Origin of the sequence: Flavobacterium akiainvivens, from assembly GCF_001278115.1 — a bacterium.
Lineage (GTDB): Bacteria > Bacteroidota > Bacteroidia > Flavobacteriales > Flavobacteriaceae > Flavobacterium > Flavobacterium akiainvivens.
Window position 1 is genome coordinate 851,830 of sequence record NZ_LIYD01000005.1, and the last position, 19,096, is coordinate 870,925.

The 19,096-nt window shown below is 39.7% G+C and carries 21 protein-coding genes and 2 pseudogenes; 6 read left to right on the forward strand and 17 right to left on the reverse strand.

Features of this window, described 5'->3' with window-relative positions:
- The first annotated feature begins 95 nt into the window (after nucleotides 1–95).
- On the forward strand, nucleotides 96–2,090 hold the full coding sequence (locus AM279_RS03840; protein ID WP_054406334.1) for an ATP-binding protein: 1,995 nt from the start codon (nucleotides 96–98) through the stop codon (nucleotides 2,088–2,090).
- A 7-nt stretch (nucleotides 2,091–2,097) separates the two neighbouring features.
- Here the strand turns inward: AM279_RS03840 and AM279_RS03845 are convergent, their stop codons facing one another.
- The 3 genes from AM279_RS03845 to AM279_RS03855 form a co-directional block, all read right to left on the reverse strand.
- Nucleotides 2,098–2,493, reverse strand: a complete 396-nt coding sequence (locus tag AM279_RS03845) for an ANTAR domain-containing protein (protein ID WP_054410107.1) — start codon at nucleotides 2,491–2,493, stop codon at nucleotides 2,098–2,100.
- 274 nt (nucleotides 2,494–2,767) lie between these two features.
- A complete protein-coding gene (locus tag AM279_RS03850; protein ID WP_449403930.1) occupies nucleotides 2,768–3,073 on the reverse strand; it encodes a helix-turn-helix domain-containing protein in 306 nt (101 codons plus the stop codon).
- Complete coding sequence (locus AM279_RS03855) at nucleotides 3,048–3,359, reverse strand: helix-turn-helix domain-containing protein (protein ID WP_054406335.1); 312 nt, start codon at nucleotides 3,357–3,359, stop codon at nucleotides 3,048–3,050. The genes AM279_RS03850 and AM279_RS03855 overlap by 26 nt, the downstream gene beginning before the upstream one ends.
- A 230-nt stretch (nucleotides 3,360–3,589) precedes the next feature.
- Here AM279_RS03855 and AM279_RS03860 point away from each other — a divergent pair, with 230 nt between their 5' ends.
- Genes AM279_RS03860 through AM279_RS03875 form a run of 4 tightly spaced genes read left to right on the forward strand, consistent with a single transcriptional unit; the run spans nucleotide 3,590 to nucleotide 5,744 of the window.
- Nucleotides 3,590–3,949: a VOC family protein gene (locus AM279_RS03860; RefSeq protein ID WP_054406336.1), complete on the forward strand. Its 360-nt coding sequence runs from the start codon at nucleotides 3,590–3,592 to the stop codon at nucleotides 3,947–3,949.
- A 10-nt stretch (nucleotides 3,950–3,959) separates the two neighbouring features.
- A complete protein-coding gene (locus AM279_RS03865; RefSeq protein ID WP_054406337.1) occupies nucleotides 3,960–4,844 on the forward strand; it encodes an SDR family oxidoreductase in 885 nt (294 codons plus the stop codon).
- Nucleotides 4,844–5,275: an EVE domain-containing protein gene (locus tag AM279_RS03870; RefSeq protein ID WP_054406338.1), complete on the forward strand. Its 432-nt coding sequence runs from the start codon at nucleotides 4,844–4,846 to the stop codon at nucleotides 5,273–5,275. The genes AM279_RS03865 and AM279_RS03870 overlap by 1 nt, the downstream gene beginning before the upstream one ends.
- Nucleotide 5,276: 1 nt before the next feature.
- Nucleotides 5,277–5,744 (forward strand): MarR family winged helix-turn-helix transcriptional regulator, encoded by a 468-nt coding sequence (locus AM279_RS03875; protein WP_054406339.1) that lies wholly within the window; start codon nucleotides 5,277–5,279, stop codon nucleotides 5,742–5,744.
- 22 nt (nucleotides 5,745–5,766) lie between these two features.
- Here the strand turns inward: AM279_RS03875 and AM279_RS03880 are convergent, their stop codons facing one another.
- The 14 genes and pseudogenes from AM279_RS03880 to AM279_RS03945 all read right to left on the reverse strand — a co-directional run bounded on the left by AM279_RS03880 (nucleotide 5,767) and on the right by AM279_RS03945 (nucleotide 17,629).
- The gene (locus tag AM279_RS03880; protein WP_054406340.1) at nucleotides 5,767–6,216 is read right to left on the reverse strand and encodes a DUF3872 domain-containing protein; all 450 of its coding nucleotides are present in this window, start codon (nucleotides 6,214–6,216) and stop codon (nucleotides 5,767–5,769) included.
- Between the two features lie 12 nt (nucleotides 6,217–6,228).
- Entirely contained in the window at nucleotides 6,229–6,789 is a 561-nt protein-coding gene (locus AM279_RS03885) for a conjugal transfer protein TraO (RefSeq protein WP_054406341.1), read from the reverse strand.
- Between the two features lie 20 nt (nucleotides 6,790–6,809).
- On the reverse strand, nucleotides 6,810–7,709 hold the full coding sequence (gene traN / locus AM279_RS03890) for a conjugative transposon protein TraN (RefSeq protein ID WP_054406342.1): 900 nt from the start codon (nucleotides 7,707–7,709) through the stop codon (nucleotides 6,810–6,812).
- Between the two features lie 24 nt (nucleotides 7,710–7,733).
- Nucleotides 7,734–9,059, reverse strand: a complete 1,326-nt coding sequence (traM, locus tag AM279_RS03895; RefSeq protein ID WP_054406343.1) for a conjugative transposon protein TraM — start codon at nucleotides 9,057–9,059, stop codon at nucleotides 7,734–7,736.
- Entirely contained in the window at nucleotides 9,046–9,333 is a 288-nt protein-coding gene (locus tag AM279_RS03900) for a hypothetical protein (protein WP_054406344.1), read from the reverse strand. The genes traM and AM279_RS03900 overlap by 14 nt, the downstream gene beginning before the upstream one ends.
- A 10-nt stretch (nucleotides 9,334–9,343) precedes the next feature.
- Nucleotides 9,344–9,784 carry a hypothetical protein gene (locus tag AM279_RS03905; protein WP_054406345.1) on the reverse strand — a complete coding sequence of 147 codons (441 nt, stop codon included), beginning with the start codon at nucleotides 9,782–9,784 and terminating at the stop codon, nucleotides 9,344–9,346.
- 11 nt (nucleotides 9,785–9,795) lie between these two features.
- Entirely contained in the window at nucleotides 9,796–10,419 is a 624-nt protein-coding gene (gene traK / locus AM279_RS03910) for a conjugative transposon protein TraK (RefSeq protein WP_054406346.1), read from the reverse strand.
- Between the two features lie 22 nt (nucleotides 10,420–10,441).
- Entirely contained in the window at nucleotides 10,442–11,437 is a 996-nt protein-coding gene (traJ, locus tag AM279_RS03915) for a conjugative transposon protein TraJ (RefSeq protein ID WP_054406347.1), read from the reverse strand.
- Between the two features lie 3 nt (nucleotides 11,438–11,440).
- On the reverse strand, nucleotides 11,441–12,073 hold the full coding sequence (locus AM279_RS03920; RefSeq protein WP_054406348.1) for a DUF4141 domain-containing protein: 633 nt from the start codon (nucleotides 12,071–12,073) through the stop codon (nucleotides 11,441–11,443).
- A 27-nt stretch (nucleotides 12,074–12,100) separates the two neighbouring features.
- Nucleotides 12,101–12,583, reverse strand: a pseudogene (locus tag AM279_RS03925) (TraG family conjugative transposon ATPase); the annotation flags it as partial.
- A 107-nt stretch (nucleotides 12,584–12,690) separates the two neighbouring features.
- Nucleotides 12,691–14,364 carry a group II intron reverse transcriptase/maturase gene (ltrA, locus tag AM279_RS03930; RefSeq protein ID WP_054406350.1) on the reverse strand — a complete coding sequence of 558 codons (1,674 nt, stop codon included), beginning with the start codon at nucleotides 14,362–14,364 and terminating at the stop codon, nucleotides 12,691–12,693.
- Between the two features lie 600 nt (nucleotides 14,365–14,964).
- Nucleotides 14,965–16,986: pseudogene (locus AM279_RS03935) on the reverse strand (TraG family conjugative transposon ATPase); the annotation flags it as partial.
- Nucleotides 16,983–17,312: a DUF4133 domain-containing protein gene (locus AM279_RS03940; protein ID WP_054406351.1), complete on the reverse strand. Its 330-nt coding sequence runs from the start codon at nucleotides 17,310–17,312 to the stop codon at nucleotides 16,983–16,985. The gene AM279_RS03940 and the pseudogene AM279_RS03935, both read right to left, overlap by 4 nt.
- 11 nt (nucleotides 17,313–17,323) lie before the next feature.
- The gene (locus AM279_RS03945) at nucleotides 17,324–17,629 is read right to left on the reverse strand and encodes a DUF4134 domain-containing protein (RefSeq protein WP_054406352.1); all 306 of its coding nucleotides are present in this window, start codon (nucleotides 17,627–17,629) and stop codon (nucleotides 17,324–17,326) included.
- A 233-nt stretch (nucleotides 17,630–17,862) separates the two neighbouring features.
- On the opposite strand from AM279_RS03945, the gene AM279_RS03950 reads away from it, so the two are divergent.
- Entirely contained in the window at nucleotides 17,863–19,095 is a 1,233-nt protein-coding gene (locus AM279_RS03950) for a TRAFs-binding domain-containing protein (protein WP_201782526.1), read from the forward strand.
- The last annotated feature ends 1 nt before the right edge of the window (nucleotide 19,096 follow it).

The window sequence follows — 19,096 nt, forward strand, 5'->3', positions numbered from 1 at the left end:
GGTATATGTTTGACTAAATCTTTAAGCTTGATTTAACCTTTCAGACTGTACAGATAGCAAGCGTGTTGCAATACTAAATAAACAGACAGTCAAGGATGAGTAGAATAAACATACAGGGAACTATTGATAACATACGTAGTAAGTCAAATATTTACACACCGATTATCGAAGCGATTGTTAATTCAATCCAATCAATTGTTTTAAAACAAATTGATAATGGTAAAATAGAAATTGTTCTACACCGAGAAAAAACCTTAGATATAGAAAATACAATACCAAGTGTAAAAAGTATTGAAATTAGAGATAATGGCACCGGATTTACCCAAGAAAACAGAGATAGCTTTGATACCTTTTATAGTGAATATAAAAGGTCGATTGGAGGAAAGGGTTTCGGTAGGTTTATGTATGTTAAGTACTTCAACAATGTATTTATAAGTAGTGTTTTTACAGATATTGACCAATCTTTAAAATCTCGTTACTTCCGTTTTGGAAGAGAATACGAAATAATTGTTGATGAGAAAATTGAGCCAAGTACTGCTGTCGATACCTATAGCGTTGTTACTTTGGAAAATATAAAATCCGGCCAATATTTTGATAAGCAAATAGAAACGATAGCAAGAAGGATTCTTGACAAGATATTAATTTACTTCATCAATGATACTTTCACTCCCCCAACCATAATTTTGAAAGAAGGAGAAGGAAATCATTCAATCGTCTTAAACGATTTCCTTACTGAAATCAATGAAATAAAACTTTGGAAAAGTAAAGATTTTACACTTGAAGACGATAAACTTCAGAAATACGAATTTGTAGCAAAAGTTTTTAAGATATATTATCCCGGTAATCAAAAAAGTAGGGTTAGTTTAACGGGGCATAATAGAGAGGTAACCGATACTCCTCTCTACAAATATATACCGGAATTTGAAGATGAGTTTTTCGAAGAAGATGAAAATAAAACAAAAAGAAATTATATAATTAAGACATACATTTTAGGCGAATATTTAGATAGTAATGTATCTCTTGAGCGTGAAACTTTTGATTTTCCGAAAGAATCAAAAGATATGTATTTTCCATTTGGGCAGGCAGATATTGAAAGAAAAGCTAGCGAAATTTCAAAGGAAGCATTCGGTGAAGATGTTCAGGTTCGTGTTCAGAAAAAAAGTGAACAAATACGAAATTATGTAAATGAATCAGCTCCTTGGCATAAACCATATCTAAATGAATTAGATATGTCTACCATTCCATACAATTTAAAAGACGAAAACATTGAACTTGCTTTACAGGAAGTAAAATTCAGAAAAGAGCAAAAAACCAGAGCCGAACTTAAAACCCTTTTAGAGAATCCTGAAGTTTCTCATAATGGACAAATGGCAGAAGCTATTTCTAAAATTTCAGAAATAGGAAAAAGCGATCTAGCGCATTATGTATTCAACAGAAAAATTGTTTTAGAAGCATTTCGTCAACTACTTAAGAGAAAAGAAGACGGCAAAGGAGAATTAGAGAAGGACATTCATAATCTGATTTTCCCTATGGGCAAAACTTCTGAAAACTGCGATTATCAAGAACATAATTTATGGTTATTGGATGAACGGTTAATTTTTTCCGAGTTTGTTGCGTCTGATAAGAAAATATCAACAAAGAAAGATGCTTTGGGAGAACCTGATTTAGTGGTATTTGATAAAAAGCAGTCATTTAGAAGTGGAGACAATAATTATAGTAATCCTCTAATTATTTTTGAATTTAAACGTCCCAAAAGAGAAGCATATAAAACGGATGATGATCCGATAATGCAAATTGGAAAATATGTAAAGGATATTCGAGCTGGAAAATACGAAATGCCTGAAGGATTAGAGAAAATTAAAGTTAATGAATCAACACCAGTTTACGCTTATGTAGTTTGTGATTTAACTCCTAAAATAAGAGAGTTTGCGGAGGAATTACATTCTCTGACCAAAAGCCCTGATGATGAAGGTTATTTCGGATTTTTAAGAGGATATAATATGTATGTTGAGGTAATCAGTTTTAAAAAGATGATGGACGATGCTACACTTAGAAATAAGATATTCTTTAAAAAGTTGCATCTTGAATAATAATTAGTTAGACGTTGTTTATTTGAATCTCAATAACTCGTCTAAAATCATCTACATCGCTACCAAACAGCAGATAACCTGAAAAACCTATATCTAAAATAGCCTTACCGACTTTCTCATCATCAATATCGCTATGAGCGATTAGCTTTATAGTTGAATATTGTATTTTCAATTCTTGAAGCTGTGCCAGCACATTTCTGTCGAAAAAATCAAGATCGATGATGCAAACATCAGGCAGTGTATTTAATGTTGACAATTGATGTAATCCATCTTCGATTGTTTCGGATCGGAATTTTATTTCAAATCCTGAAGCCGTCAAGTCATTATATATCAAGTCTAAAATTGGGCTTTTATCATTGATAAAGGCGAGGGTAATTTTTTGTTGTGCTGTACCAGTTTCCATATCCATATAATTTTAAGTTAATGGAGTTCCTGCACAAAAAAGAAAGCGCAGGCAACTACACTTACCGCACATTGAGGTACTGGTATACCCGACAACGAATAAGCGAGCGCCCACGCCTATGGCATGAGCGTTCTTCCTTATCGTCCCGTTGTCTAAAAATTACCAGTTTTCAATGTGGGACTTAAAGCAAAAACACTTTAAGATTTTCTATATTTTCAATAGCAAAGATACTAAACTCGTTCTTATAAGAAAACATAATCTGGACTGACTTTGGTTATAATCTATCTGTCTTATCGCCAACATAATTCTGTTCCAATACAGTCATAATATCACTTTCCTTATAGAGTATCTTGCCACCTATCTGAATATATGGTAGGATATTGTCATCACGATATTGCTGTAAAGTCCTTTTGCTGATATGCAATAGCCCACACACATCTTCGCTCGACAAATAAATTTCTCCGTTCATTACAGGACGGTAATTTTTCAATATACTTTCGATGTGGTTTTTCAATTGCATTATCATTTCTTGATAGGCAATGATTTCTTCCGTATCATTTGTCAATAAATCCATTTTCATTGGTGTTGTACGGTTGTCCGGCTTTGAGCAAAGCCTGCACGTCCGAGAGTTTATAATAATTTTTGCGGTTCAGTTTAGAATATGGCAATAAGCCTTTGTCCTTGTAGGTCTGCAAAGTTCGTTTGGTAATGCTCATCATCAAACAAACTTCCTGGTTATCCAGCCATTTTTCTTCCTTGAAAATTGAGGTGTATTTTTGGGTAGCATTTTCGGTGAATTCCAAAAGTTCCTTTAGTTCATTCTTCATTCCTTCCAATGTAGATTTTTGTATTGCGATAACTTCCATAATATGCTCAATTTTTCTGTGGAAGTCGAAATTATAGATGCTTCTTACAGGAATGGAAAATGTGCGACTAATTGGCTTTGAAAGGCAGTATTTGGCCGTATAGTGACACATGTAAATATATTACTATAGTACGTTAAACTACCATATCTGCATTTCTAATAAAAAAAAGGGAAAATGTTTTTATTTTGTTGTCACATATATTATATTTGTGACTACAAAATTTAAATAAAATGAAACAATTAACATTCGCCTCATTACAAGTGAGTAATCTTGAGGCTTCAAAAGAATTTTACACCAAAAAATTAGGCTTTGAAATAGACAATGCTAATCCACAAGCTTGCATTTTTACCTATAACAAAGGACAGGCTAGCTTTGCGATCCGCACACCACTTGAACCGATTGAAGGCCGTGAATTAGGAATTGGTGTTGCCCTTTGGTTTGCTGTAGATGAAAATGTAGACGAGCTAAGAGAAAAACTTATAGCGAAAGGTTTAACGGATGTGCTTCCTATCATTGAAACGCCTTTTGGTAGAGCATTTCACGTAAAAGACATTGATGGTTATAAACTTACTTTTTTAAACGAAAAATAATATCATAACAATGAAATTATTAGTAACAGGAGCTACAGGTAGCTTAGGAAGCAAGGTTATCAACCAGTTGAAAGAAAAAACAGCAGGAGAAAATATCGTTGCGTTTGTAAGAGACGATAACGCCGAACTAGCAAAGCAATATGCAAAAGAAGGCACCGAATTAAAGGTTGGCGATTATGCTGATGTAGCAAGTTTAGAAAACGCCTTTAAAGGAATTGATATTATCTATTTTATTTCTGGTGGAGACGATAATCTAAGAGCCCAACTTCATAAAAATGTAGTGGATGCCGCAACAAAAGTTGGCGTAAAACACATTGTGTATACAAGCTCTATGTGGAAAGACGAAAGCGCTGCTTCTCCATTGGCTGAACTAGTGGAATCTCATTTGAAGACTGAAATAGCACTTAAAAATTCGGGAGTTAATTACACTATTTTGAAACATAATTTATATGCTGAAGTAATAGAAATGATGATTGGCGATAAAAATCAATTGCTAAGATCCAAAATGTTTTATCTGCCTGCAGCAAACGGATTAGCATCTTTTGTACCCAAAAATGATTTAGCAGAAGCAGCAGCAAATATACTTTTGAATCCCACAAATTACATCAATAAAGTACTGACGTTTAACGGTAGTGAACAAATTACTTTTGCAGAAGTAGCTGAACAATTATCAGAAATTTTAAACGAACCTATTAAATACATTTCTCCCGAGGTAGACGAATTCAAAGCTCAAATGAGTAAATTTGGTGTGCCGCAACATGCAATTGAAATCCTAACGACCTTTAGCGTAGCTATTGCAGATGGAGAGTTTGATCAAGAATCAAATGATTTGCAGACTGTCCTAAGAAGAAATACTACTCCATTATCAGATTTCTTACAAGAAACATATCAATAATGTCAATTAGAGAGCCAAAATATTGGATAATCGTGGCTTCAAAAGACCACGTAAAATCGGCTATGAAACAGGGGATTGCACAATCCTGTCACGGAAAAGTTGCTCCATTAAAGCGAATGCAAAAAGATGATTTTTTGCTATTTTATTCGAGCAAAATGACACTTGGAAAACCTGAAAGCTGTCAAGAGTTTACAGCAATTGGAAAAGTGATAGACAATGAAATATATCAGTATCAGGTTTCAGAAGATTTTTGTCCGTCTAGACGTAATATTCATTTTTTTGGAAGTAAAGACACCTCAATTATTCCTTTAATCAATGATTTAGATTTTATTCAAAACAAAAAAAGTTGGGGATACCCATTCCGCTTTGGAATTCTTGAAATCAACCAACATGATTTTGATTTAATTTCATCAAAAATGCTTCAAAATTAATATGATAAAAAAAATAGAATTTCAGTTTAAAAGCCCAGAAGAAAGCCCAGGATATTTATTAGGACAGTTAACTTTACTGTGGCAACGGAAACAGAAAAAGGTCTTAGACCCATTAAACCTGACACAGACACAATTTGTTCTTTTGGCAGCATTAGGCTGGCTTTCCAGAGAAAACGATAACGTGACACAGGTAGATATTGCTAATCAGGGAAATGCAGACAGAATGATGGTTTCCAAAGTACTGAGAACACTGGAGGAAAAGAAATTTATAAGCCGGCACGAACATAAAACCGACACAAGAGCCAAGGTAATAAAATTGACCGATGAAGGTGCGAAAGTTCTTCAAGAAGCATTATTAGCTATTGAGAATGCAGACGTCGAATTTTTCTCAATCCTTGGTACGGATAAACTTTCTGTCTTCAATGTGAATATGGTTAATGTAATTAGACAAAATAAAGAGGTTGAATAATTACAACCTCTTTTCACTATAGTTAATCAGTACTGTTAAATTGAAAGCTGATCTGCCTTTCATTTCCAAAGCTATCCGAAATCCAAACATCAAATGATTGTGATACGGCAGATGCCGAGGTATAGTACAAACGGAACTGCTCGGTTGGTAACTCGTACAAATCATTGGGCAGGTATGGCGGCTCATCGTAATACCTAAGTGTGCCCTGTCCGTCAAACTGGAAGTAGCGAAGAAAATATTGCGTGTTGCTGTAATTCCCAGTACGCTGTATGGTAATGCGTATCTCTACGGTTTGCCCGTTGGCAACGTCTTTAGGCACTGGCATTACATTAACCTCGAAAGGAAAGTCGTTTTGTATTTCGAGTTCATCATCTTTGCTACAAGATACCAAAGTAACTGAAGCTGTTAAGATTGCCAAGAGTGCATACATCGGCAACAATCCTATTTTGAATTTATTAAAAATTGTTATCATTGTTTTTACGTTTTAAAAATTAAACCTTAATCCCACACCTGCGGATGGTCGGAACTGTTTCAAGTCTGTACCCCACAATACCTTTGTACGCCCTTGCAGAACTAATACAAATCGGTCGGACAGGTACGTTTCGAATGTGAGCCGTCCACGAGCTCCGTAGATGAAATTATCCACGCTTATTATTTTCGCTCCGTCATACAACATTGCTTCGCCTCGGTTGATGCTTTCATAACCGACTACGCCTGTTATTGCGGCATTCAGCGTGATGTTTTTATGGGCATCACCTAAAAGAAAGAAACTGTAACCGCCTTCAGCAGTATAAGTTTCCTGCGGGATACGGAGATTTTTGTAATCGTGGTATTGATGGGAATATTCCAACGCCCAAAGCTGGTAGTTTCCATTTTTCCCGTTTACGGTCATTCCGATATTGATGTAATAATCGTTACCGATTTTATCATCGGACAGCACACCTGTACTCACTTCCAATCCTTTCTGTTTCGGCAACATTCGTTGTGCCTGTGTAACTGTGATGGTCATAAAGATGAGCATCACGCTATAGATATACTTTTTCATATAATTACTTTAAAAGGGTATTAAAATTTCAGATGCATATCGTTAATCAAACGAGCCTTGATTAAATCTGAATTCTCTACTTGGAGCGTTTGATGCCTACCTCCGTTTTTCTCGAAAATTTCTATCAGCAGCACTTTGTCATCGGCAATGGTAAACTGGTCTAACAGGAACACATTTTGCTCGGTTAATTTGCCGCCAATCTCATCCAATGGCTTGTAAGTTCGAAGCGGTATCATCGGGCGCTCCTGCACAACCGTACGCTTGGCTACCTTTTTATCCACTACCTTGAAATTGATAAAATCAATCTGAAACGGCACATTGGTACGGTTTCTCAATTCCGTATGGAAATAGTATTTGCCGTTGTGTATGTAAATGCCTTTTAGGATAAACTGAATGCCGAAACTCTTAGCCCCGATATGCTTTACAACACGTTTGTCCTTTTTGTAAATGGTTTCCAAGAGCAAGCCTGCCAATGAGGGCGAATTGTTACCCAATTCTTCAAAAAGCACATCGTTCCCGTTGGCTTTATCTACTGCCTTCTGCATTGTCAAAAGGTCATAGCTCAAGGCTTCAGGATACAAACTGTAAAATACATTGAAGCTGTAAAAACGTCCGTCATTCGTGATAACAGAGAAATTAGTTTCCGGCTCAAAATCCCTAACCGATGCTTTTACACGCAACACATTTTCTGCATCATCTGCTTTTCCAGCAATCAGATATTCACTTCCCAAATCCACATAACGGATGGAAGTCGGGAAAATCAGGTGTGAAGTTTTATCGTAGGTCACTTCCATTTTGTACGGCTCTATCTTACCTAATGCAAGCGGAGTTTTTGATTTTGCACTATCTTGTGCGAAAGAGGTCACCGTTAGACCCATTGTCAGGGCAAATACCCCAAATATTTTAAAAATATTTTTCATTATTTTATTTATTTGAATTCAACATTATTGTTTGGATACAAGGAAGACTTGATGCCCTGCCTTTAGCGTAACTTTTGGCGTCCTGACTTTTTTGGCGAAATAGCCCGAAATGCCCTGTACCACGCCACGGCTTAAATCAGCCGCAACCTGTTGCCCGGCAGATTGGGTAAGCATCAGGCTTGTTCCCGATTGCTGGCTCATATTCCTAGCCATTTCAGTAAGGGCATTCATTTCAGGAGAATATGGAACGTACAATCCTTGCTGTCCGTCCAGATCGTAGATGGTAATCTCAACCGGAATGATATTTCCATCCAATTCTACAGAGGTTACTTTTAGCTGTAAACGTCCTCCCTGAAATTTGGCAATTGCTGTTAAAATAGTCCCTTTGGGGATCGTACGGCTGGGTGTTTTAGCAGCTTCGAGCAAGCGTAATCGAACTCCTGTCTCTCCAACTACAGTTTGTGCATCGTGTACGCAGGCTTTGATACTATTTTTAGGTTGTGCGACCTGATGGGCAGAACCTTCGGTATAAAAACGGCTGTTCTTGGTCTGGCTCCAGTCGGCTAAAAAGACACTATCGCTAGGCTCACGGTACAATGCAGATACTGTGTTTTTTCTTGCTGAAGTGAACGATACAAAATGTTCTTTTTGTGTAGAAACCTTTGAAGCTGGAATGGCATCTTTTGCAGGCACGGCTTCTGCTGAATTTGTACCTGTCGGAAGATACTTTGCCGCCATCTGATAGGACTTTTCCATTAATGCCAATTGGTCATCAACGGTTGTTGTTTTAGGTACATCCTTTTCTGCCAATTGTTCTTTCAAATCGTCTAGCTGTCTGCGGAGTTCTATCGTTTCACGATTATCATCCTGGTAAAAAGAACCCAATGTAGATTGTGCGTTACGGTAGCTGTTGACTGTCGGATTACCGTATCCGCTAGATTTTTTGCTCACAGGGTTCTGCTCTTCATCAATGGGTTCATCTAATGCATCTTCCCCTTTATCAGTATTCCAGTAATCGGAAAGCGTTGTCAAGGCATTTCGTTTTTCAGCATCCTTTTGTTCCAGCATTTCCTGCTCATAGGCTTTTTGCTTGTCTGACTGCATTCCTGCTTCGGTAGCTTGGGGAACCGCATCGTTCAGCCCGATGTTCTCAATTTCCTTCTTGTCTTCCGATGGTTTAAAGATGAGGTACATACAGCCAAGGAAAACGATACCCATCAATCCGAATATGAGTGGCTTTTTAAGCTTTTCAATTTTGGTATGTCTAGTGGCTTGCAGTACATCAGCGGTGTCTTTCGGGCTACCCTCGGTTACCCGAACCACCGTCTTTTTATTTTCATTTTCTTTCATAAATCTTATTTTTTAAAATTGTTGATACACTATCCTGCAACCTTGCAGGACTTTCCCTTTTTTTGAGGACAGGGTTTTCGATATGCTCAATTTTCATATCGTTTTCAGACTTTCCCGTATCGTACCAAACCTTGGCAATCACACCTGCGGTAAGCATCAGATAACCCACAAAAAAGTAAAGGGTATATTGGTGCTGTTTGCCTATGGGTAATTCCCGCCATCGGTCGTCCAATCGGTCAAAGTACCTGTCCATATTTGCTCTTAATTTTTTCATACTTTAATGGTTATCGCATTCTGAACCGTCTGTTTTGGTTAAACAACTGCTCCTTGGGCTTTTCGGACACTTGTGCAATCGCTTCCTTTACTGTCGGAAATGAGCTTGATGTAAGATTTGTCAGTTTAGATTGCTTCAATAACTGTCCGTACTGGTCGGTTCGCTTTATGTACATTTCCGTCTGCTGTAAATCGAATTTTCTGTTCTCGTATTTTACCCAAAGGTTGCACTCAACCTTTGGCTTGCCCTCGCCATTCCATTCGAGATAAGTAGATAAATGTAGATGGTCTGCTAACAATGGTGCTTCTTTACCTTTGTTCCAAGCATCTAAAAATTCACTGATGCTGTCCTTTAGTTTGCCTGCATAAGAGCTTTCGGTATGGAAATAACCGTTGTAACCTTTATCTGTCATGGTTTTTACGAATGCGTCTAAATCAAGTAAATGTTTCATAATTCTGCTTTTTAGCGTTCAATTACTTCGACGTCCCTGTTTTCCGTTATTGCAAACTTCTCGATGTTAAAACCTTGCGGATTGTTATCCGAACGCACGGAGTTTACGAGATAGCAGGAAGTAATCAGGTTACGCCTGGTCACGTTGCTGGAACGGATAATGAATTGTTTCGCATAGGTACGTACCGCATACGGATAGGTATCGAAATTGCATACAACGCTATCCACCTCAATACGCTGCTGTACATTTCCTGATATGATACGGTTGTAGTATCCTTTTTCCGAAAGGTCTTTGTAATAATCAAAAGCACTTTTATCGGCAAGATTGAATGCTCTTTTCATATTGCTTTCAATAGCGTTCTTATCGGGAGCAAGTGTAAAGAAGAGTTCGTGAAAACGCCTGATGTGTTCTCGTGCCTCTACCGGGCGGTTGATACTAGCATCCTGTGACAGCGCCAGCATCAATGATTTTCCATTGTCCAGTACATACACCTTTTGGCGTTGCTGCTCCGCAAAGTGGTAGGACTGCCAAACGGCATATCCTACAACACTTATACAGAGTACGGCAAATACAAGGGCGTACAGCCTGATTTGGCGAAAACTGTTTTCGATATTTCTTAATGTTTTAAATTCCATTTTCTTGAATGTTTGATTGTTTTTATTTTCCCATTAATTTCCCACCGATGTTTCCTGCAGCCGAACCAGCTCCAGCCCCGGCAATATTTCCAGATTTCATTGCCGTCTGGTTCACATTACGGGTAAAGTTTCCTGCACCGCCTGCCTGAATGATCCAGCCTGTCACCGTTGGGATAGTAAAGTATCCCACGATACCGATAATCATAAATATGATGTACACCGTATTGCTTGTATCAGGTATATAGGTCGGATCGGCAAGCATTTGTATATCCCGTTCGAGTATCAGCGACTGTATCCTTGCTAGCATAGAGCTGAACAGATCTGAAACAGGAAGCCACAGGTAAACACTTATATACCTCGTGAGCCATTGCGTGAGCGTGGACTGAAAACCGTCCCAGACGGAAATGGCAAAAGCTATCGGCCCAAGTATGGAAAGGACAATCAGGAAAAACGTTCGTATGGTATCAATCACCAATGCCGCCGCCTGAAAAAGTATTTCCAGTAAATTCCGGAACCAGTCCTTTATGGCTTTTTCTATCTTGTAGGCTTGCCTGTCCATATACATCCCTGCCATTGTCCCGATGTCGGAAGGTGACCAGCCCAATTCATCTAGTTTCTTATCGAACTCTTCGTCCGATACCATATAGGCTGTTTCGGGGTTTCTGACCATTGCTTCGTATTCCAATCGGTCTTTCTGTTCCTGTAACTCGTGCAGGTCGAGTACCTGGTCTTCGAGTATTTGGTGGGTTCCCGTTACCACGGGGCTAAGTACCGCATTGATGGTTCCCAACACGATGGTCGGGAAGAACATGATACAAAGCCCCAAAGCAAACGGACGTAGCAACGGAAACATATCAATAGGTTCGGCACGGCTTAAAGCCTGCCAAACCTTTAATGCTACATAGAACAACGCACCCAATCCCGCCAAACCTTTGGCCACTGCCGCCATGTCGCCGGCAAGCGGCATCATGTCGTCATACAGCGACCGCAGGAGTTCGTGAAGATTATCCCATTCCATAGTTTACCAGTATTTTTGGTTAGCAGTTCCATAGAGTTCAAGCACTCTCTTGGCATCATTTTTCTTTTTCGCTCTCAGGTAGCTTACAGAAATATTCTTAGTGGTGTAGTACCTAACAAGGCTGTGGTAATCCTTAACCTCTTTGTACACACGGTCGATAATGTCCATACGCTCCTTATCATTGAGCGATAGGCTTGAAGAGGTAATAATCTGTTTCAGTTCCTTCAACAATTCGGTACTTTCATTAAGCAGTGCCGAATACCCGTTGCCGATTGCGGTCAATTCCTGTGGCGAAAAATTGGGGTCGTTCATCATCTTGCCGAAATTCTGCACGTACATTTCGGACACATCACCCACCAGGAGTACTGTTTGCTGTACCTTACGGGCATCTTTCACAAGGTTGTTGATGGCTTTCAGCTTATCGTAATACTCCTTTCCCTGTTCGTACACCTTCTTCACTTCGTTGAAGTTTTTAACTACATTGCTCACGGTGGAAGAAGTCTGTACGATTTCATTGGCGCTGTTGAGAATACCTGAAGCCAGGTTAGCGGGATCGGTTACCACCCATTGCGCTTTGGCTGACGGTGCTACGGCAAGCATCAATGCCGTACACACCAGTAACATTACTTTTTTCATTGTTCTTGAATTTTAAATTGTTAATGACTATTGATTTGATTGATCACGCCGCTGGATAGCGATGTGCTTAATGGCGAGTTCTACATTACCGTCCAGTTCTGAGGCAAGCTGCATCACTTCCATCTTTTCGGTTTCTTCGGTCGTGTATGCGAGGTATTCCTCCAAACTAACTTCGGTGGCATAGACAGCGGAATGGGTTCCGCCTAATCCAATCCAAACCTCTTTGTACAATCGGCTTGGATCGTTATTCATGTTAATAGAAAGCACCTGTCCTTTTTCCTTATCAGTTAACCCCAACATCGCCTGTATATCATCGAACTTGTTCATATACTTGCGTTGGTCTAAGAGGATCTTGCAGTCGGAATTATTAATTATACTTTCTTTTACAATGGGCGACTGGATGATGTCGTCAACTTCCTGTGTTACCACGATGGCTTCACCAAAAAACTTACGGACGGTTTTAAACAAATACTTTATGTATTCTGCCATTCCTTCTTTGGCGATTGCCTTGTCGGGTAGGTCAGCAGGATTACTCCCGCTTTCCCCCCTAAGAACCGTACGTGAGAGTTTCCCCTCATACGGCTCAAGCAGTTTAAAACTTCTATTTAGAAGCCAGCTCATGATAACCTTAACTTTAGTTGTATGTCCCTTCTGTGGCAAGAATCGTGTACTAGTGTTCTTTGAACTTGACCATCAATCCTAAGATTGGTAGTCGCCCAAGCACTATCACAATCGATTTTCTCGCCACATAGTGGACACACACGGTTTTGCCTAAACCACATAAACAGAATGGTTCGTTTGCTGTCAAGCTTTAGAAACATCTTATATGTCTCTCTTTTCTTGAAGTAATCGTTCCATTCAGGGTCGAATGGGTTTGCTTCCTTTTTGATTTTGACATGTCTGACGATTTTGGTTTCATAAGCACGTTTAAGTGACATGACCTCTGCCTTGCCCTTGTCGTGCGTACCCACCGCAAAACACCAGTTTCTCTTGCCAATCGTACGGAAGTACTTGGTGGAAATAAACCACCTCCCTTTCTTTGGGTGTCGCCTAAGCGCCCAAGCCCATAGTTTACGGTAAATCAGGTAATCTACATACCTGAAAGTTTCTGACGCTGAAGTGTACTTGAAGTGGTTTGCCCAACCTGATATAACTGGGTTCAATAATCTGATGAGACTTTTCTGTGTACTCGTTTTGTTGGCTTCAATGATGCTCTTAACTTTCTCATAAAGCTTCTTTACATTATCCTTGGATGGTTTTGTCAGGAATTTTCCCTTGTACTTTCTGATGTTACAGCCTAGAAAGTCGAACCCTTCTTCGATATGTGTAATCTTGGTCTTCTCTGCCGAAAGGGTGAGACCCCTTTCTAATAAGAACTCCTTGATTAACGGAAGAACTTCGTTTTCCAACTGCTCTTTGGTCTTGCCAGAGACAATAAAGTCATCTGCATACCGTATCAAATGTACTTGGGGATAGATAGTCTCCTGTTTTCCGAGACTTTTCTTGTGTATATTCCTGAACTTTGCTGAAAGCATCGCCTGCATTCCATCCAACGTCATATTAGCAAGTGTTGGCGAGATGATACCGCCCTGCGGAGTACCTTCGTCCGTCATAAATAGCTCTTTGTTAAAGACAAAGCCACATTTCAACCATTTTCTTAACATAGACCTATCCGTTGGAATATGTTCCAATAACCAGTCGTGGTCAATATGGTCAAAACAGCCCTTTATGTCGGCTTCCAATACCCATTGTGGGGATGTTTTCTTCGCAAAGACTGAATAACATTGCTGTACTGCATCAGCCGTGTTCCTTGTCTTACGGAAACCGTAGGAGTCGTTATCGGCTATGGTTTCGGAAACTGGTTCCAAAGCCATAAGATACAATGCCTGCATTGCCCTGTCCTTCATGGTCGGTATGCCCAATGGGCGTAACTTTCCATTCTTCTTGGTAATATGTACCCGTTTTAGCGGTTGAGGTTTGTAGCCTCTTTTTTTCAATTCAGTTATCGCCCGAATTTTGGCTTCTGGAGAACCCCACAGTACGTGGTCAACTCCAGCCGTGTTTTTACCTTTGTTAGAGGTTACCCGCTTTACAGCCATAGCTTTGGCGTAAAACGAATGAGTAAGCATCCACTGCAAGGCTTTCACCTTATTGTGTCTGCACTCTTTCTGAGCTTTTACAATACGCACTTGCAGCTTTCTGACCTCTGTTTCGCATCTGTTCCAGTCGAGACTGTTCCAATTGCTAACTTGGTCGGAAGATGCACACGCTTCATTTCTTAATACGTTCATTTGCCTTTCCTCCTTTGAAAGTTCTTTAGTTAATTGTAATAAACCACCTTGCGGAAGTCTGCCCGCTTTCGCGTAGGGTAACGTTCAAACCCTTATCCATCCCATTACAGGATGGCGTTCGCTTTCTCCGCATTCCTATACCCGCATGTTATCGTCGCACCTCGCGGTTTGATTTCCTGACCTAACAGGAACGATACGGGCTTACCGAGTTCTACATAAGTGACGAAGTGAATGGGTTAGGCTCTGTCTATCCACCGGTAGTGCTTTGTTCGTGTACACCCATGCATGGAGAGGGGTAACCGACTACATCCCTTTTTGGGCCGAGCCTATCAGTATCTTTGGCTACCTGGAAGTTACGATGGTTCAATCGACAGTTCACATAACATTAGCCATACCATTCAAACCTAGCGCCCCAATCCCATGATACTAGGGATTGTCGCTGAACCTCACGGCTCATGCTCCTTCATCCGAAAGGGCTTCATTGTCCCGACAGCTTCACACAAAACCATTACTGGTAATGCATGTGTCGGTAGGTTACTGCTGACGAAACAGCAGGTCTAGTCTTCGCTAGACAATCACTTATGCAACTTCTCGTCGCACCCATGCTTCTTCAATCAGTATGAGTTTTCGGATACCTTTCAGCCTCCGCATCTTGTTGATGAAGACCTCCATAATGATGATTGTGACTATGGGAAAGAGGATTTTGTGGTCTTTTATCGCATCAATTTCAAACACAATGAAGCGTTTGGAAAGCAGGTCTAATTGCTTATCAGAGTTCAACAGATAATCATACTCTCCGCCTTTGTAGTAGGGTTCGAGCACGTTAAGGAAATTGGCAATGTCAAAGTCTTTTTCCCTGACCTGTTTTTCTTCAAGCACCTGCCGGTAATCGCCCTGTACATACTCATAGAAGCCATTGAACGATGGATAAACATCTTCCTGCTTGATGCGCTCAATATATCCCGACACCGCATTGGATAATGCTACCTCTTCTGAACGGGTTGGCGGTTCATCGTCACGCTTCCACAGTGTAACTATCAGGGTCTTGATGCTCTCCCTCTTTTCGATGTCGAATATGCCATCATCGGTATAGAATGGATTAAAGGCAATCGGATTATCTTCGGTGTAAGTGAAATACACACCGTCTTCCCCTTTAGTCTTGCCTTTAATGAGTTCGCACAATCCCTGATAGGAATTACCTGTATCTACGAGCAGGACGTGTGCGCCTTGTTCATAGTATTGCCTAACCATGTGGTTTGTGAAGAATGATTTGCCAGAACCCGACGGGCCAAGTATAAACTTGTTTCGGTTCGTGATGATCCCACGCTTCATAGGCAAATCGGAAATATCCAAATGAATTGGCTTTCCCGTTAGCCGGTCGGCCATCTTGATGCCGAACGGTGAAGGCGAATTGTGATAATTCGTTTCTTCCGTAAAGAAGCATAATGCAGGCTCAATGAACGTGTAAAAGCTTTCCTCACTTGGAAAATCACCTGCGTTACCGGGCATTCCTGCCCAATAGAGCGTAGCAACATCCGTAGTGTTGTGCCGAGGCTTACATTCCATCAGTGCCAATGCACTACCGCTATCGTTCTTTAGCTGTTTGAGTTCGCCTGGATCTTCCGACCACGCCATAATGTTGAAATGTGCACGGATGGATGATAGCCCGAAAGAGTGGGCTTCGTTCAGGTAACGCTCAATCCACTCTTTGTTGATTTGGTTTGCCCTGCTGTAACGAGCCAGTGAGTGCATGTTCCTTGCAGACTTCTCAAACTTTTGCAGGTTGTCTTCACTGTTATCTAAAAACAAATATTGGTTGTAGATATGGTTACAGCTTAATAGCAATCCTACAGGTGCTGCGAACGATAAACGGCAATCGCTTCTGTCAGTAGACAACTTTTCAAAACGGGTATCTGCCGATACTGTTCCAGGCAAATCATCCGTATCGGACAAGGTGTGCAGGCTTAATCTTTTATTGCCTATACGAACCTCTTCCGTTCCTAGTGCGATGTCCTGCATTGGTGTTCCGGCTTCCCTCGATAAAGTGAGGTACTGTTCCAGTAATCCCTGTGTATCTTCCGTTCCGATAATTTCATCTTCGGTTAGGCGTTTCAAGCTTACAAAACCACTATCGTTCACGATACGTTCAAATTGGGCGACTGCCTCCATAAAACGGTGTATCGTTTCCCTGTTCCTGATTTCCTTTGGTATCAATGAACCTTTGCAAAGCGAACTGAAGTTGCTTTGCATTCGCATTCTTTCTTTAGTTGTTTTGGTCAGGAACAGGTAACAATAATGGTTCAGGAACGGTCGTTCATTAAAATGACGTTGGTAGGATTTCGCCAAAAAGCTCTGGTCTTCTTTTGCCAAGTCAGGAGCATAGCTTTCTTTGATGTACCAATCCTGTTTGTGGATTACCGTAAAATCCGGCAAAGTCTTGATAGCTTTGTGCCAAGCGGAATGTATAGCTTCATATTCCGCAGAAGCTACCGTAAACAGTTCCGGCAAACGCACTTCAAAACAGGCGGTAATATCTGCATCTTTGGAAAGGATGCAATTGTTTTCTACTGCCAACAAAGGAAATTTGTTTTCCAGCGTTGTTGTTTTAGATACATTTCTCATACGGCATTCTGTTTAGGAGTGAATTTCAGATAGCGGTGTACAGGCTTGCGGCAAATGATGTATCGGGGATGCCGTTTATTGGCTGCAATTTTCATCAGCCCGTGTTCGCCGTACTTCCTGTTAAGTGAAAAGGTCTGCCACACAATGAGTGAAGCACCACCTGTACCAAGAAACAGGCAGACGTAAGAGTTTACGCCAGCCATATACAGTATCATCACGAGGATAAGTGTACCAAGTAGTCCTCCTGCGAAAATGAACAGGTATTGTGCTTTCAGCCCCTTAAATTCCACCGTTCTTCCGATGCCTTTGTTGATATTGTAATTCATAAGGCAAAGGATTAAAGGAAGAATGAACGAAGGATGGTAGCCGCAACAATTAAGAAGATACACGCACCAAACCACGAAGCCGCAGTTTTGCTTGTATCAGGATCTCCACTACTGAATTTGTTGTACACTTTAACCCCTCCGATTAGCCCCACGACCGCACCGATTGCGTAGATGAGCTGTGTGGCGGGATCGAAATAGCTTGTTACCATTTGGGTAGCTTCGTTGATACCTGCTGTACCATTTCCCTGTGCGAACGCACCAATTCCTGACAGCATAGCCACGGCTGACAGCAAAACTTTTTTTCTCTGTTTTTCCATAATTGAAACACATTAGTTTGTTACGTTTATCCCACATCTTGTGGGCTTTCGGGACAAAGGTGTTTCAGAAATCAGAGCGTTATAACAATGTGGCAGTCAGAGGAATTATTTGGCGTTGAGTGGCGGAATAGACAAAAAGTCTGAGTAGTTAACGAAATTTAAGACAAATTGGCATTTCTTTAACATTGGAGATTTTTTTGATATGCTGATAGATGTAATTAAACCAAATGCTTATGAAAAAAATATGTTTTGTTATAATGGGTTATGGAAAAAAAACTGACCCCACACTAGGAAAGACATTCGATCTTGATAAGACTTATCATAATATCATAAAGCCTGCTGTAGTTGCTGCTGGATATGAATGTGTTAGAGGAGATGAAGTTCAGGAATCTGGATTAATTGATAGGAGCATGTACGGCTTACTTATTTATTCCGATTTGGTGATTGCTGATATTACAACATTTAATCCAAATGCCATCTATGAATTGGGAGTTAGACATGCAGCAAAACCGTTTTCAACAATTGTTATGAAAGAAAAGGATGGAAATATTCCATTTGATATTAATCATAACAAGACTTTTACATATTCTCATATGGGAGAAGATATTTCTGCAACTGAAGCTACACGATGTCAAGGGGCTCTTACATCTTTAATTTTGAGTATTGAGAAGTCTCAAGAAGTTGACAGTCCTTTATTTCAACACATCCAATCTGTTAAGCCCTATGTACTACCTGAAGATGAGTACATCCAATTAATTAAAGAACTGGCTGAAAAAGAAAAATTAATTTTCGCATTAGTTGAGCAAGCTAAGGTTGAAATGGCTAAAAATAACTTTATAGAAGCTATTAAATATTGGAAAAAAGCTTGTGATAAAATTAATAATGATTCATATTTTATTCAACAGCTTGCTTTATGCACATATAAAAGTAAATCACCTTCAGAAAAAATAGCTTTACAAGATGCTCTAAATATTATAGCTCAATTAGAACCCGATGGAAGAACTACGAATGACCCAGAGACATTAGGAATTACAGGTGCTATCTATAAAAGATTGTGGTTAATTGATAACAATGAGATTGAATATTTAGACAGAGCTATCAAATATTATGACAAAGGGTTTGCTATAAATTCAGATTATTATACTGGCGAAAACTATGCTCTATGTCTAGATTTAAAAGGAGCTTATATTAATGATGATGAAGAGAAAATTTATTGTAAGATAGAGGCTAAAAAAGCTCGTCGAAAAATTATTGATATTATTGATAATTTAAGACTTGATGAAGATTTTTTAATTAGGAGTGATTTAAAGTGGATCTATGCGACCCTTGCAAATTGTCACCTAGCTCTAAATAATGATGCTGAATTTAAAGAGAATGAAGCATTGTTTATGGAAAAATCCCCATTAGACTGGGAACTTGAAACATACAATAATTCAAAAAAACATATTCAAAACTTAAACAATTAAT

Bases quoted from the DNA above. Each gene is read 5' to 3' on its own strand.
- AM279_RS03840 (WP_054406334.1), top strand. From the start codon at position 96: ATGAGTAGAATAAACATACAGGGAACTATTGATAACATACGTAGTAAG.
- AM279_RS03845 (WP_054410107.1), bottom strand. From the start codon at position 2,493: ATGGAAACTGGTACAGCACAACAAAAAATTACCCTCGCCTTTATCAAT.
- AM279_RS03850 (WP_449403930.1), bottom strand. From the start codon at position 3,073: ATGAAAATGGATTTATTGACAAATGATACGGAAGAAATCATTGCCTAT.
- AM279_RS03855 (WP_054406335.1), bottom strand. From the start codon at position 3,359: ATGGAAGTTATCGCAATACAAAAATCTACATTGGAAGGAATGAAGAAT.
- AM279_RS03860 (WP_054406336.1), top strand. From the start codon at position 3,590: ATGAAACAATTAACATTCGCCTCATTACAAGTGAGTAATCTTGAGGCT.
- AM279_RS03865 (WP_054406337.1), top strand. From the start codon at position 3,960: ATGAAATTATTAGTAACAGGAGCTACAGGTAGCTTAGGAAGCAAGGTT.
- AM279_RS03870 (WP_054406338.1), top strand. From the start codon at position 4,844: ATGTCAATTAGAGAGCCAAAATATTGGATAATCGTGGCTTCAAAAGAC.
- AM279_RS03875 (WP_054406339.1), top strand. From the start codon at position 5,277: ATGATAAAAAAAATAGAATTTCAGTTTAAAAGCCCAGAAGAAAGCCCA.
- AM279_RS03880 (WP_054406340.1), bottom strand. From the start codon at position 6,216: ATGATAACAATTTTTAATAAATTCAAAATAGGATTGTTGCCGATGTAT.
- AM279_RS03885 (WP_054406341.1), bottom strand. From the start codon at position 6,789: ATGAAAAAGTATATCTATAGCGTGATGCTCATCTTTATGACCATCACA.
- traN (WP_054406342.1), bottom strand. From the start codon at position 7,709: ATGAAAAATATTTTTAAAATATTTGGGGTATTTGCCCTGACAATGGGT.
- traM (WP_054406343.1), bottom strand. From the start codon at position 9,059: ATGAAAGAAAATGAAAATAAAAAGACGGTGGTTCGGGTAACCGAGGGT.
- AM279_RS03900 (WP_054406344.1), bottom strand. From the start codon at position 9,333: ATGAAAAAATTAAGAGCAAATATGGACAGGTACTTTGACCGATTGGAC.
- AM279_RS03905 (WP_054406345.1), bottom strand. From the start codon at position 9,784: ATGAAACATTTACTTGATTTAGACGCATTCGTAAAAACCATGACAGAT.
- traK (WP_054406346.1), bottom strand. From the start codon at position 10,419: ATGGAATTTAAAACATTAAGAAATATCGAAAACAGTTTTCGCCAAATC.
- traJ (WP_054406347.1), bottom strand. From the start codon at position 11,437: ATGGAATGGGATAATCTTCACGAACTCCTGCGGTCGCTGTATGACGAC.
- AM279_RS03920 (WP_054406348.1), bottom strand. From the start codon at position 12,073: ATGAAAAAAGTAATGTTACTGGTGTGTACGGCATTGATGCTTGCCGTA.
- ltrA (WP_054406350.1), bottom strand. From the start codon at position 14,364: ATGAACGTATTAAGAAATGAAGCGTGTGCATCTTCCGACCAAGTTAGC.
- AM279_RS03940 (WP_054406351.1), bottom strand. From the start codon at position 17,312: ATGAATTACAATATCAACAAAGGCATCGGAAGAACGGTGGAATTTAAG.
- AM279_RS03945 (WP_054406352.1), bottom strand. From the start codon at position 17,629: ATGGAAAAACAGAGAAAAAAAGTTTTGCTGTCAGCCGTGGCTATGCTG.
- AM279_RS03950 (WP_201782526.1), top strand. From the start codon at position 17,863: ATGAAAAAAATATGTTTTGTTATAATGGGTTATGGAAAAAAAACTGAC.